This is a genomic window from Micromonospora sp. NPDC007208, from assembly GCF_042869175.1.
GTDB lineage: Bacteria > Actinomycetota > Actinomycetes > Mycobacteriales > Micromonosporaceae > Micromonospora > Micromonospora foliorum.
Window position 1 is genome coordinate 20,109 of the sequence record NZ_JBIAFG010000018.1, and the last position, 13,860, is coordinate 33,968.

Consider the following 13,860-nt stretch of genomic DNA (forward strand, 5'->3'; position numbering starts at 1 on the left):
CGCGAGGTCACCGGATGCGACGGGCCGGCCGCCCACAGCGCGGCGGCCGGCCCGGAATCACGGTGGCCTGGCGGCTCCGCCAGCGATCGAGGTGGTCGGTCACAGCGGCGGTGCGATGTCCCGCCGCTCCTCGACCTGGCGGTACTCCACCGGCTGCTCGGTGGTGGTGACGACCTGGCGGCGGCGACCCCAGATCAGCGTGGTCATGATCAGGCCGAGCACGCCGGCGCCCATCAGGATCCAGCCGACCACGTCGAGGTTGATGCCGCCGACGCTCGCGTCCAGTGCGAAGGTGAGGATCGCGCCGAGCGCGATCAGGAAGATGCTGGTGCCGATACCCACGACAGCCTCCTTAAGGGGGTGTGGTGCGCTGTCGAGCACCTCAGTACCCAGGCGGGGACCAGCGCAACCGCGACCGGCCAGGGTGCCCTGCCAAGCGATCTTGGCATCGGGTAGAGTTCACCTGTCGCCGGCGCTTGCCGGGGACGTGCGGACGTAGCGCAGCTGGTAGCGCATCACCTTGCCAAGGTGAGGGTCGCGGGTTCGAATCCCGTCGTCCGCTCGCGATGTGCCCCACGGGGCCACCACGGGCGATTGGCGCAGTGGGAGCGCGCTTCCCTGACACGGAAGAGGTCACTGGTTCAAACCCAGTATCGCCCACCAGCTATACGAGCCAGATCAGATGACCCGTTACCGGATCTCCGGTAACGGGTCTCGGCGTTTCTGCTTCCGCACTGGCAGAGCATCGGTTACTCGCCGGCGCGGAGTACCTCGCTCAGCCGGTCGCGTCGCCGCAGCGCCGACTCGACGGGTACGACCGTGGCGACCGCCGCCAGCAGCGCCACGCTCACCAGGCCCAGCAGCCACCACGGCAGGACCGCCGCCGGGTCGGCGGCTTGGCCGGTGAGCAGCCGCAGGTCGAGCGGGCCGAGCGTCAGGCGGGCGAGCAGGGCCCCGAGTGGCGGGCCGCACACCGCGGCGACCACGACCGGCGGCAGCAGCTCTCCGGCGGCGACCCAGCGGGCGTCGCGTGGCCGCAGGCCGAGAGTCCGCAGCCGGGTCAGGGTCTGCCACCGCTGCGACGCACCGGCGGCGGCGGCGAGCGTGGAACCGAGCAACCCCAGCGCCAGCAGCACCGCGGCGGCCGTCCACGCCAGCCGTAGTAGCCCCGCGGTCAGCGGAGCCACTCGCTGCGCCCGCAGGACGTCCGCGCGCAGCACGACGTCGGCGGCGACGCCGGTGTTCGACACGGCCCGCGCCGCGCCGGGGCCGGTCACCCAGACGGTGTTCGGAACGGCGGGCAGGCCGGCGTCGGCGAGGGCCGCGGCGTCCACGATGACGACGTCGGTGGCGCCGCCGACGGAGGGAGCGGTACCGACCGCGGCGAGACGGATCGCCGGGGCGCCGTCCCGGGGGAGCTGCAACCGCGTGCCGGTCCGCAGGTCGCCGCCGCTCGATCGGACCAGCGCTGGGACGTCCCCGGGACCGGGTGCCGTGAGCCGGGCCAGCGCCGGCGCGTCGGGCAGCGGAGTGGTGGCCAGCAGCCGCTGGAACGCGGCGGCGTCCACGATGACCAGGCGTGGGGTGAGCAGTGTCGACTCGCTGAAGACGCGTGCCGAGTCGGTCACCTGCGCGACGACGACCTGCCCCACCCCGGGTGCGGCGGCGATGCGTTCGGCGAGTGCGGGCGTGGCGGCCTCGGCGTCGGTGCCGACGTCGAGGCGGGCGTCGGCGCCGACGGTGCTCCACGCGCCGTCGGCCAGACCCCGGGTGACGGTGGCGCCGAGGATGACTGCGAACGACGCGAGCGCCGTGGTGCTGACCAGAACCAGCAGCGGCAGCGCGCGCCCGGCCGTCGTGGCCGCCTGGGCGGCACTGAACACGGCCAGCGGGCGGCGCGAGCGCAGGGCCTGTCGGAGCGCGAGCCGCGCCCCGAGGGGCAGCAGCCGGAGCAGGACGAGCGCGCCGACGAGCGCGCCCAGGGCGAGGGCGCTGACCGGCAGGATCAGGTCGCCGGTCAGCTCACCGGTGTCGCCGTCGGAGGCGACCGGCAGGAGCCCGCGCTGGTGCAGTGTGACGAAGGCGGCGACCGCGGCGATCAGGACAGCGGCCTCCACGGCGGCGCGGCGCAGGTGGCCGGTGGCCCGGGTCCAGCGCCGAGCGGCCGGGTTGGCGGGTTGGCGCCGGTCGCGGCTGGCGCGGGCGGCGGTGAGGGTGCCGAACGCCGGCCCGGCGACGGCACCGGCCAGGACCACGGGGACGGCCCAGGTCCAGGAGACGCCCGGAGCGGCCGCGCGGGCGAGCGCGAGCCCGACGGCGGCGGCCGTCAGGGACACCACTGTGGACTCGATGGTCAGTTCCGCTGCGAGGTCGGGTAGCCCCGCCCCACGCTGCCGGGCCGCGCTCAACGCCGGGGTACGGCGGCGGACCAGCAGGTCGGCGGCGAGCAGCAGGACCAGTACCGTGGCGGTCAGCACCCCGGCGAGCAGGACGGCGGCCTGGGCGGAAGCGGCACTGTTGCGGGCCCGGGCGTCGCGCAGGACGGTGTCGAGCAGCGACTCCCACTTCAGGGATTCGCCGCGGTCACTTGACGATCCGGAGGCCGCCTTGAGCCTGACCACCTGGCTGGCGAGCGCCGCGGTGGCGTTCCCGGTGAGCGCTTCGGGGTCCGGGGCGAAGTGGACGGTGCGCCGCAGTTCGTCCTCGTCGACGGCGAGCCGGGCGTCCGGTAACGACTCGCGCGACAGCAGACCGCCGAACCGGGTGGTCCCCACGCCGTCGGCGCCGGGCACGGGGCGCAGGAGCGCCGGGGCGAGTCGCCAAGCCGGGTTGGCGTTGTCCGTGGGTCGGTAGATCCCACTGATCCGGATGTCCCTGTCGCGACCCTGGCCGTCCCCGACCGGGATTCGATCGCCGGGGCCGAGGTTGAGTGCGGCGGCGTCCGCCTCGGAGAGGCCGACCTGCACGGGCCAGGGCCGTCCGTCGTAGGGGATCTCGACGTACTCGTCGGAGACGGCCGCGCCGGGAGCGCTGCCGGCGATCCAGGTCACGTCCGGGCCGCCGTGGTCACCGGCCAGGTAGGTGAACTGGAAGGTACGCGGCACGCTGCCGGCGGTGATGGTGAGGATCGGGCCGCTGACAGCGGCGACGGGCGGGAGCAGCGCGGCGTCCAGGCCGGGCCCGAGCGCGTCCGTCGCCCGGGCGCGGAAGTTGTCGACGGCCTCGGCGAGGCTGGGCATCCGGACCCGCCCGCCGGTCGGCCCGTCGTCGCGTTCGAAGTTGGCGTGTACGAGGACGTTGGAGTCCTGGCCGGCGCGGCGGACCGTGTCCTGGACGGCGGTGTCGGCGGCGGCGCGGAGCAGCGCGGGCGCGGCCCCGGCGAGCAGCGCGACGGCCGCGATGACGGTGGCGGTGAGCAGCAGTGGCCCGGCGTCGGTACGGCCCCGGCCGCGGATGCTGGGCCAGTGCGGCGCCGGCCACCGGCGGGCCAGCCACCGGTTCACGGCGTGACCCGCAGGTGCGCGGCGGCGGCCCGGCGGACCTGGACGGTGACCACAATGGCGACCGCCAGCATGCATCCGGCCAGCAGTACGGCGAGCAGTGCGGCCTCGGCCGGCCACGGCCAGTGTGGCTGGGTGGCCGGGACGGGCGCGGCGCCGGTGTCGGAGCGTACGAGCAGGGGAGCGACGACGTGGGTGGCGAGGGCGCCGACGGCCGCGCCCGCCGCGAGCAGGGGCAGCAGAACGCCGGCGTGCTGGCCGAGCAGCACGGCCCGGATGTCGCGCCGGGACATCCCCAGGCCGCGCAGCCGCGTCACCTCGACGGCGCGGACCTGTAGGTCACAGGTGACGTGCAGGACGACGCCGGCGAGCAACAGCAGGACCGCGGCCGGGACGATGAGCCGCAGCGCGGCCGGCAGCCCGGCGCTCAGCGGGCCGTCGGTGAGACGGGCGGTCTCCGCCGCGCGGGTCGCGACGGTGCCCAGGTGCAGGGCGGTGGCCCGGTCGGCGGCACCGGGACCGGCTGGGTGGCCGACCCACCAGGCGTCGACCGGGAACGTCAGGTCGCCGGTGACGGCGCGTGCGCGGGACAGCGTGTCCAGGTCGGCCAGGACGGCGACGGCGCCGGGGGCGGACGGTACGGTCGGCACGACCTCGGTGACGACGACCGGGACGGGCGTGATGCCGACCGTGACGCTGAGCTGGCTGCCGCTTCCGACACCGACCTCGCTGGCGAAGCGGGCGGAGACGGCGACGGGCACCGGGCCGGGGTCCGGGAAGGCGGAGGCGACGAGGGTCCGGGCGGCGTCGTCGGCGCCGCCGAGGTCGACGGTCGCGGCCATCCGCAGCGTGGTTGCCGTCGGCGTGGCGGACACCACGACGGTCGGGTCGCTCAATCTGCTCGGAACCGGCGGCGCGGACGTGGCGGTCCAGTCCGATCCGTCGGTGGACCTCTCCGCCGACACGGCGGGCGGCACGGTGAGTGTCACGGCCACGGCGACGGGTCCGCCGACCGCGTCGGCGGTGACCGGCAGGGCGACCGCGACGAGACGCAGCCCGTCAGCCGTCGCACAGGCGGGCAGCCGAAACTCCCGACCGTCGAGCGGCACGGCGGGACCGGTGCAGGACGTGCGGAGGCCGGTGGCGTCCTCCTGAAGCAGCAGCCGGGGCGTCACGGCGAGCGGGGTGTCACCGGCGGCGGTCCCGGTCAGGACGAGCGGGGCGCCGGCCGGAACGGCGAGGCCGGTGACCCGGGTGCGTGGCGCCAGCGCGGCGCCCACGTCGGCCCATCCGCGGTCGCCGTCCAGCCGCCCGCGCAGCAGCGCGTCGGCGCGGGTGGTGTCGACGGCGACCAGGCGCGGCGCATCGCCGGCGCCGCCGAGCCACTGACCGACGGCGGTGCCACGGTCGAGGACCGGACTCACGGCCCCCGCGGTGGCCGCGCTGACGACCGCGCCCTCTCCGGCCACCGGCGCCGTGCTGAGCGTGAGCGCCAGGTCGGTGCCGACGGAGAGCGCGGCCTGGTCGCGCTGCGACTGGTGCCACGTGTTGTCGAAGGCGAGGCCGAAGGTTCCGGCCGCGCAGGCCAGGCCGACGAGCAGCCCGGCGGCTACCGCCTGTGGCCGGCGGGCGGCCTCGGAGACCGCCAGCGGAAGCGCCAGCCCGCGGGCGCGGTACGCCAGCCGGTCGGCGCCGCGGAGGGCGGGCAGTACCACCCGGAGAGCCAGGGCGGCGCCTGCGGTGAGCAGCAGCGCCGGCGCGAGCACGCGGACCGCGTCGGCGCGTGGGCTGGCGGCGGTGGGCTGCGCGTACAGCTGCCACCATCCGGCGGCGGCGAACACCGCGAGCATCAGGTCGGCGCCGGATCGGGCCAGCAGTTCGCGGCGGGTGCGCTGGTCGCCGGCCGCCGGGACGGGCCGGATCGCCAGGACGGTGAGGACGGCGGCGAGCACCAGCGCGCCGCCGACGACCGCGAGGACCTGGGTGCCGGCGACGGCCGGCCGGACGGTCAGGCCGGCGCCGTCCAGCGGCGGCAGGTGGGTCAGGCCGGCGTGCAGGGCGGACGAGGCCGGTATCGCGAGCGCGGCGGCGACGGCGGCGACGAGACCGGCCTCGAGTGTCGCGGTGGTGGCGAGTTGGCGACGGCTGGCACCCAGGGCGGACCGCAGGGCGGTCTCGTCGGCACGGATGCCCGTGGTCAGCCGGCCGGCGAGGACGAGCGCCGTCGCGGCCAGGACACCGCCGAGGACGGCGATGGCGAGTACGACGGCTGCGGTGACGTGCCGTTGGTCGTCGGCGGCCCGCAGGGTCAGCGGCAGTTCGGAGGCGACACGTGCGAGCTGGACGCGGTCGCCGAAGCTGCCCTCCAGCCGGCGGTCGGCACCGCGGACGGCCCCGGCCACGGTCTCCAGGTCGTGGCGGGTGGGGTGGGACAGGTCCGGATGGGCGGTGACCTCCATCCGGTCGACGGTGGCACCGGTGGTGACCAGGTCGGCGAGGTCGACGAGGAACGGGCCGTAGGCGTTGACGGGCTGCTGGAAGCGGCCGTCCCGGTAGCCGGTGGCGGAGCCGGCCGCGGCCAGCGGGTCGCGGTCCCAGCCGCGCCCCGGCAGCGGGCGTACCACGCCGACGACTGTCACGTCGATGGCCGGGACGGGCGCGTGGGCCAGCTCGGCGCCGAGGCGTACCCGGCGACCGGGGGTGAGGCCGAGCTGTTGTGCGGTGGACTCCAGCAGCACCGCGTCGCCGGGGTGCTGTGGCCAGCGCCCGGTGACCAGCTCGCCTCGGGCCGGCAGGTCGTCCATCCCGGACAGGTACGCCTGGGCGGGGACGGTGGTGCCCTTGGCGAGCGCCGGCGGCAGCGCCCGCAGCACTGTCGACGCCCGCGCGGTTGTCGTCACCGGAAACGGTGCGAGCGTGGAGGCCACCACGGTACGGGTGTCGGCGGCGACGGACGACGTGTCCCGGCCCTCGACGGTGCCGGTGTAGACGGTCACGTCGACGGCGGCGGGGGCGGCGCGGGCCATGGCGACCTCCAGTGCCCGCTCGGCGGTGCGGGTGACCAGCAGGGCGCAGGTACCCAGCAGGGTCGCGCCGATCGTGACGACCCCGAGGAGGGCTGCCAGCAACGGCCACTGCGCGCGGGCGCGCAGGCTGACCAGCCTCATCGTCGCGTCACCCGGCGTCCGGCACGGGCGCGTACGGCTGCCCGACCGCCTGTTCGTCGAGGTGCCCGTCGTGGATGCGGATCACCCGGTCGGCCAGGGCCATCATCACCGCGTCGTGCGTCGACACCACTACGGTGACGCCTTCGGATTCCACTATCCCGCGCAGCAGGGCCATCACCGACAGGCCTGTCTCGGCGTCCAGTTGCCCGGTGGGCTCGTCGGCGAGCAGAAGCTGGGGCGAGGCGGCCAGCGCGCGGGCGATCGCCACCCGCTGCTGCTGGCCCCCGGACAGCTCGGCAGGCCGCTGCCGGGCGTGGTCGGCCAGGCCGATCAGCTCCAGCAGCAACTCGACCCGTCGCTCGCGCTCGGTCGGGGCGACGCGGGCCATCCGCAGCGGGGCCGCGACGTTCTCCGCGGCCGACAGCACCGGGATCAACCCGAAGCTCTGGAAGACGTACGACACCTTCTCGCGCCGCAGCCGGGACAGGCCGTCCTCGTCGAGCGCGGTGACGTCGGTGCCGTCGACGTGCACGGTGCCGGCGTCCGGGCGGTCCAGGCCGCCGATGACGTTGAGCAGGGTGGTCTTGCCCGAGCCGGACCGGCCGACGAGCGCCACCATCGAACCGGCGGCCACGTCGAACGACACGCCGCGCAGGGCGTGTACGACTGTCGGCCCGGTGCGGAAGCGCCGGTGTACGCCGCGCACGCTGAGCAGCGGCTCGCCGCTCATTCGTCGCTTCCCGAGTCGGGGCGGATCGTGATGTGGTCGGGTTCCAGGGCCAGCCGGACCCGTCGGGTCAGCGCCAGCGCCTGGCGGAACTCGCGGGGCACCTGGACCCGCCCGGCCCGGTCCATCACGGCGTACTCCTCGGCGGTCATGTGCGTGTCGCCCTCCGCGTCGGTGGTGGTGCGGCGCAGCACCTCGCTGCTGGTGCGCCCGTCCCGGATCGCGACGGTCCGTTCGACCTGGCCGCTGACCTCCGGATCGTGGGTCACCACGACAACCGTGACGCCGTACCGCCGGTTCACGTCCCGCAGCACGCCGAAGACCTCCGCGGACGTGGCGGCGTCCAGCTCGCCGGTCGGTTCGTCCGCGAGCAGGACCCGCGGCTGGTTGGCCAGCGCCACCGCGATCGCGACCCGCATCTGCTGCCCGCCGGAGAGTTGCCCGGGGCGCCGATCGGCGCAGTCGGCGACACCGAGGCTGTCCAGCAGTTCGGCCGTGCGCTCCCGGCGCTCAGGCTTCGCGGTGCGGGCCGCGGTCATCGGCAGGTCCACCATCTCCCGTGCGGTCAGGTAGGGGATCAGGTTGCTCGCCGTCTGCTGCCGGACGAACCCGACGGTGTGCCGCCGGTAGTCCACCCGGTCCGCGCGAGACATCGCCAGCAGATTCCACCTGTCGACCCGGACCCGCCCGGCGGTGGGGGCGTCGATGCCGGCCAGGATGGAGAGCAGCGTCGACTTGCCCGACCCGGAGGCACCGACGACGGCGACCAGCTCACCGCTCTCCACGGCCAGGTCCAGTCCCTGCAGTGCCTGCACCTCGATCGAACCGGTCTGGTAGATCCGCACCAGGTTCTCGCAGACGATGAGCGCGTCCCGGCCGAACTCGGGCGCCCGCGCGGGTGGCTGCGGCAGGGACAGCGGTGTGCTGGGCATTCCCTGCTCCGTCCCGTTCGTGCGCCTCGGTTGCCCGCGCTGACGCAGGCTGAAGCAGTTTCGCAACCGGCGGCTCCGTTGACCATGCCCTGGGCGGCTTTCCTGCATGCTGGGCGAGGCCCGCCGGTGAACGACCCGAGCGGAGTCTCCCCACCACCGGACCCCGGGTTCTGCCACGGGCAGATTCGCTGCCGGTGAACAGGGGTGTCCTCCGCCGGTCCGGGCCGGCAGGGTGCAGCACATGAGACTGCTGGTGCTGGGCGGTACGGGCTTCGTGGGCGGGGCCACGGTCACCGAGGCGGTGCGCCGCGGCTGGTCGGTGACGGTGTTCAACCGGGGGCTGCACGGCGCGGTGCCGTCCGGCGTACACCGGTTGCGGGGTGACCGCACCGCGCCCGACGGCCTGGCGGCGCTGGCCGGCGGCGAGTGGGACGTCGCGGTGGACACCTGGGACGGTGCGCCGCGGGCGGCCCGTGCCGCCGCCCGCGTCCTGGCCGACGCGGTAAACCACTATGTGTACGTGTCCAGCGGGTCGGTCTACACCGATCCGGCCACCCCCGGACTGCACGAGGACTCCCCGGTGGTGGAGGCCGACGCGGACTCCGTCGACGGAGACTACTCGCAGCTCAAGGCCGGCGCCGAGCGTGCCGTGCGGGAGGTGTACGGCCAGCGCGCGCTCATCGCCCGTGCCGGTCTGATCCTGGGCCCGGGGGAGGACATCGGCCGGCTCCCCTGGTGGCTGCGGCGGATGGAACGGGGCGGCGACGTGCTCGCCCCCGGGCCGGCGGATCTGCCGGTGCAGTACGTCGACGTCCGCGACCTGGCGGGGTGGATGCTCGACGCGGGCGCCCGGCGGCTTGGCGGCACGTTCAACGCGGTGGGTCGTCCCGGGCAGACCACGATGGGTGAGCTGCTCGACGCGTGCGTGGCCGCCACCGGCGCCGACGCCCGGCTGCGCTGGACCGATCCGGCGTCGATCCTCGCCGCCGGTGTGCAGCCCTGGAGCGACCTGCCGATCTGGTTGCCGCGCGGCCACCCGTACCGGGGGTTGCTGGAGCGGGACGTCACCCGTGCTCTCGCCGCCGGGTTGACCTGCCGGCCGGTGACCGAGACCGTCGACGACACCTGGCGCTGGCTGCGTGATGTCGGCGCGGTTCCGCCGCGCGCCGGGCGGCCGGATCGCGGCTCGATCGGGTTGGACCCGGCCCGCGAGGCCGCGCTGCTCGCCCCCTGACCCGGTCGCGCCGCACGGCGGTGGTCAGCGTTCCCGGACCACCGCGACGGGGCTGTTGGCGTGTTGGATGACCTGTTGGCTGACCGAGCCGAGCAGCATGCCGGCGAGCCCACCCCGGCCCCGACTGCCGACCACTACCAGCCGCGCGTCCCGACTCGCCTCGATCAGCATCGCGGCCGGGCTGGTCGACACCAGGTCGACGGTCACCGCCAGCCCGGGGAACGTCCGTCGCCACGGCTCCAGCGCCTGCTCCACGGCGGCCCGCTCGTCGGGCACCCCGGCCGCCCCGCCCGGGCCCGGTGTCCAGGCGTGCAGCACGCGCACCGGTAGCTGCCGCTGCGCCGCCCGTTCGGCGGCGAAGCCGAGCGCCACCAGCGAGGGTTCCGAGCCGTCCACCCCGACCGCCACCGGGCGGCTCGGCCCGACCCGGTCGGCACCCTCCGACGTGTCGTTCGCGCCGCTGCCGGCCCCGTCCCGGACCACCACGACCGGGCAGTGGGCGTGCGCGGCAACCGATACCGCCGTCGACCCGGCCAGCAGGCCCCCGAACCCGCCGTGGCCCCGGCTGCCGAGCACCAGCAGCCCGGCCTCGGTCGAGCGTTCCTGCAACACCAGCGCGGGCGGCCCGTCGTACACCTCGCCGGTGATGTGCAGCCCCGGGTTGGCCGCGGCGGCGTCCGCCGCGGCCTTGCGGACCAGGTCGTCGACCTGCCGGCGGGCGGTGTCGTCGGGCCACACGCCGGGGGCCACGCCCGGGCCGACCCAACTGGCCACGGTCAGCCATTCGAAGACGTACGCCAGCCGCACCGGCTGGCCGCTGTGCCGCGCCTCCTCCACGGCCCAGTTCAGGGCCACCGAGGCGTCGGTGGAGCCGTCGTAGCCGACCAGGATCTCCGCGTCGCGCACGTCGTTCTCCTTCAGGGGGTGGTCGGGTCGGTTTCGCGGATCCAGCGCCACTCGGCGACCTGGGGGTCGTCCTCGCCGTACTGGCGGGTGTAGTCGCGGGCCGCCTGCCGGGCGTCGACCATCCGTTGGCGCAGGTGCGCGGCGCTGGCGGCCAGGCCGGGCACCCGGTCGATGACGTCGATGACCAGGTGGAAGCGGTCCAGGTCGTTGAGCATCACCATGTCGAACGGGGTGGTGGTGGTGCCCTCCTCCTTGTAACCGCGCACGTGCAGGTTCTCGTGGTTCGTACGGCGGTAGGTGAGTCGGTGGATCAGCCACGGATAACCGTGGTACGCGAAGATGACCTGCCGGTCCTTGGTGAAGATGGTGTCGAACTCGTTGTCGGTCAGGCCGTGTGGGTGCTCGGTGTCCGGCTGGAGTCGCATCAGGTCGACCACGTTGACCAGGCGCACCCTCAACTGCGGGAGGTTCTGGCGCAGCAGCTCGACGGCGGCCAGCGTCTCCAGGGTGGGCACGTCTCCGCAGCAGGCCAGCACCACGTCCGGCTCGGTGCCGCCGTCGTTGCTGGCCCACTCCCAGATGCCCAGGCCACGCCGGGTGTGCTGGATCGCCTCGGTCATCGTCAGCCAGTTCGGCGCCGCCTGCTTACCGGCCACCACCACGTTGATGTAGTGCCGGCTGCGCAGGCAGTGGTCCATCGTGGCGAGCAGCGTGTTCGCGTCCGGCGGGAGATAGACCCGCACCACCTCTGCCTTCTTGTTCACGACGTGGTCGATGAAGCCCGGGTCCTGGTGGGAGAAGCCGTTGTGGTCCTGACGCCAGACGTGGCTGGACAGCAGGTAGTTCAGCGAGGCGATCGGTTGCCGCCAGGGGATGGCCCGGGTCACCTTCAGCCACTTGGCGTGCTGGTTGAGCATCGAGTCGACGATGTGGATGAACGCCTCGTAGCTGGTGAACACGCCGTGCCGGCCGGTCAGCAGGTAGCCCTCCAGCCAGCCCTGGCACAGGTGCTCGGAGAGCACCTCCATGACCCGCCCGTCGGGGGAGAGGTGGTCGTCGCCGGGGACGGTGGCGGCCACCCAGACCCGGTCGGTCACCTCGAACGCGGCACCCAGCCGGTTGGACGCGACCTCGTCCGGGCCGAACAGCCGGAACGTCTCCGGGTTGGCGCTGATGACGTCGCGGATCCACGGGCCGAGCACCCCGGTCGCGCCAGCGATCGGCGTACCCGGTTCGGGAACCTCCACCCCGTAGTCGCGGAAGTCCGGCAGGGTCAGGTCGCGCAGCACCACGCCGCCGTTGGTGACCGGGTTGGCGCTCATCCGCCGGTCACCGCGCGGCGGCAGCGTCAGCAGCTCGTCCACCGGCGCGCCGGTCGCGTCGAACAGCTCCTCCGGCCGGTAGCTGCGCAGCCAGTGCTCCAGTTCGGCCCGGTGCGCCGGGTTGTCGCGTACGCCCGACAGCGGCACCTGGTGGGCCCGGTAGGTGCCCTCCACCTGGGTGCCGTCGACCTCACGCGGGCCGGTCCAGCCCTTCGGCGTCCGCAGAATGATCATCGGCCAGCGGGGGCGTTCGACGACGCCTCCGGAGCGGGCCCGCCGCTGGATCTCGGCGATCTCGTCCAGCACGCGGTCCAGCGTCGCCGCGAGGGTCCGGTGCACCTGGGCGGGCTCGTCGCCGGCCACCACGTACGGCTGGTAGCCCGATCCGCGTAGCAGGTCGAGCAGGTCGGTCTCGGGGATCCGGGCCAGCACGGTCGGGTTGGCGATCTTGTAGCCGTTGAGGTGCAGGATGGGCAGCACCGCGCCGTCGCGCGCCGGGTTGAGGAACACGTCGGAGAGCCAACTGCCGGCCAGCGGCCCGGTCTCCGCCTCGCCGTCGCCGATCACGCAGGCCACCACCAGGTCCGGGTGGTCGAAGGCGGCGCCGTAGGCGTGGCTCAACGCGTACCCCAGCTCGCCGCCCTCGTGGATCGAACCCGGCACGTCCGCCGCGACATGGCTGGGGATGCCGCCGGGGAAGGAGAACTGGCGGAAGAGCCGGGACATCCCGGCCTCGTCGCGCGCGACGTCGTGGTAGCGCTCCGACCAGGTGCCCTCCAGCCAGGTGTTGGCCACGATGGCCGGGCCGCCGTGGCCGGGGCCGGTGACCAGCATGGCGTTGAGGTCGCGCGCCACGATCACCCGGTTGAGGTGGGCGTAGATCAGGTTGAGGCCGGGGCTGGTGCCCCAGTGCCCGAGCAGTCGGGGCTTGATGTCGTCGGGGGTGAGCGGTTCCCGCAGCAGCGGATTGTCCAGCAGGTAGATCTGCCCGACGGTGAGGTAGTTCGCGGCGCGCCAGTAGGCGTCCAGCCGGCGCAGTTCGTCGTCGGTGAGGGCGCCGTGCACGTCGAGAGCGGTGTCCATCATGCTGCCTCTCGCGGGTAGGAGTGGGGCGTCGGCCTGGCCGCTGCGGACGCCCCGGGGTCAGGGCCGTTGGTCCCGCGCCGGGCGGGCGCCGGGACCGGTCAGCGGCGCCTCGGCCAGGCCACGGACGACGACCACCGGGGCCGGGGAGTGGTAGAGCAGGGACTGGGCGACCGCGCCCAGCATGGCCCGGCCCGGTTCGTCGCCACGGGCGGCGACCAGCGCCACCTGCGTGTTGCGGGACGTGTCGATCAGCACCTGGGCGGGGTCACCGCGTACCACGCGGGATTCGGTCGGCACCGCGCCGTGGCGGTCGGCGTGCCGGTCCAGCGCCTCGCCGAGTTGCTCGGCGACCGCGTCGGTGTCCTCGTCGTACTCCACCACGCGCAGCGCCAGCAGTCGGGCGCCTCTGCCGGCCGCGCACTTCACGGCCCACTGGAGAGCGAGGTGTGAGCTGGGTGAGCCGTCCACGCCCACCAGCACCGGGCCCTGCGGCGGCGGCTCACGGCGGACCACCAGCAGCGGGCAGCCGGCCCGTGCGGCCAACTGCACGGCAGGCGTCTCGGCCGGGACGCTCTGGCCGCTGCCCGCCATTCCGCTGTCGCCGACCGCCAGCAGGAAGGCCGTCTCCGAGCGGCGGATGAGGGTGGGCAGCATGGAGCTCTCGACGATCTCGCCGCGGACGGTCAGCCCCGGCTCGGTCTGGTGGGCTAGGTGGGCGGCCCGGGTGATCAGATTCTCGGCCTGGTCGCGGGGTGCGGCGACGGTGTCCGCGGCGAAGGCCGCGTGCCAGTCGAAGGTGTGCAGCAGGTGCAGTGGCCGGCCGTGTCCGGCGGCTTCCTGCGCGGCCTGTTCGACGACCGGGAGGTCGAGTTCCGACCCGAGGCCGACGAGCACCGCTGCGTCGGCGGCTGCGGCCATCCGATATCACCTCCCGGGCGTCGCGCCCGGCACGACCAAGCTGTCCCTGACCGAGGGTAGTCGGATGA

General features: G+C 74.6%; 9 protein-coding genes and 2 tRNA genes. 3 read left to right on the top strand and 8 right to left on the bottom strand.

The window, feature by feature from the left end; genetic code table 11:
• Positions 1 to 99 precede the first annotated feature (99 nt).
• Positions 100 to 342 carry a DUF6458 family protein gene (locus tag ACFYL6_RS27895; protein WP_091400768.1) on the bottom strand — a complete coding sequence of 81 codons (243 nt, stop codon included), beginning with the start codon at positions 340 to 342 and terminating at the stop codon, positions 100 to 102.
• 147 nt (positions 343 to 489) lie between these two features.
• Here ACFYL6_RS27895 and ACFYL6_RS27900 point away from each other — a divergent pair.
• Positions 490 to 562 (top strand) — tRNA-Gly (locus ACFYL6_RS27900).
• A 26-nt stretch (positions 563 to 588) separates the two neighbouring features.
• A tRNA-Val gene (locus ACFYL6_RS27905) sits at positions 589 to 663 on the top strand.
• Between the two features lie 86 nt (positions 664 to 749).
• Here the strand turns inward: ACFYL6_RS27905 and ACFYL6_RS27910 are convergent.
• The 4 genes from ACFYL6_RS27910 to ACFYL6_RS27925 are packed head-to-tail and all read right to left on the bottom strand — an operon-like array spanning position 750 to position 8,326.
• A complete protein-coding gene (locus tag ACFYL6_RS27910) occupies positions 750 to 3,503 on the bottom strand; it encodes an FtsX-like permease family protein (protein WP_387175680.1) in 2,754 nt (917 codons plus the stop codon).
• A complete protein-coding gene (locus tag ACFYL6_RS27915; protein ID WP_387175682.1) occupies positions 3,500 to 6,667 on the bottom strand; it encodes an FtsX-like permease family protein in 3,168 nt (1,055 codons plus the stop codon). The genes ACFYL6_RS27910 and ACFYL6_RS27915 overlap by 4 nt, the downstream gene beginning before the upstream one ends.
• A gap of 7 nt (positions 6,668 to 6,674) precedes the next feature.
• Complete coding sequence (locus ACFYL6_RS27920; RefSeq protein ID WP_387175684.1) at positions 6,675 to 7,397, bottom strand: ABC transporter ATP-binding protein; 723 nt, start codon at positions 7,395 to 7,397, stop codon at positions 6,675 to 6,677.
• Complete coding sequence (locus ACFYL6_RS27925) at positions 7,394 to 8,326, bottom strand: ABC transporter ATP-binding protein (RefSeq protein WP_387175686.1); 933 nt, start codon at positions 8,324 to 8,326, stop codon at positions 7,394 to 7,396. The genes ACFYL6_RS27920 and ACFYL6_RS27925 overlap by 4 nt, the downstream gene beginning before the upstream one ends.
• 241 nt (positions 8,327 to 8,567) lie before the next feature.
• On the opposite strand from ACFYL6_RS27925, the gene ACFYL6_RS27930 reads away from it, so the two are divergent.
• Positions 8,568 to 9,560: an NAD-dependent epimerase/dehydratase family protein gene (locus ACFYL6_RS27930; RefSeq protein WP_387175688.1), complete on the top strand. Its 993-nt coding sequence runs from the start codon at positions 8,568 to 8,570 to the stop codon at positions 9,558 to 9,560.
• Positions 9,561 to 9,584: 24 nt separating this feature from the next.
• On the opposite strand, the gene ACFYL6_RS27935 is transcribed toward ACFYL6_RS27930, so the two are convergent.
• The 3 genes from ACFYL6_RS27935 to ACFYL6_RS27945 are packed head-to-tail and all read right to left on the bottom strand — an operon-like array spanning position 9,585 to position 13,792.
• Entirely contained in the window at positions 9,585 to 10,466 is an 882-nt protein-coding gene (locus ACFYL6_RS27935) for a universal stress protein (RefSeq protein ID WP_387175690.1), read from the bottom strand.
• Positions 10,467 to 10,477: 11 nt separating this feature from the next.
• On the bottom strand, positions 10,478 to 12,871 hold the full coding sequence (locus ACFYL6_RS27940) for a phosphoketolase (protein ID WP_387175885.1): 2,394 nt from the start codon (positions 12,869 to 12,871) through the stop codon (positions 10,478 to 10,480).
• Positions 12,872 to 12,931: 60 nt separating this feature from the next.
• Entirely contained in the window at positions 12,932 to 13,792 is an 861-nt protein-coding gene (locus tag ACFYL6_RS27945) for a universal stress protein (RefSeq protein ID WP_387175692.1), read from the bottom strand.
• Positions 13,793 to 13,860: the final 68 nt, after the last annotated feature.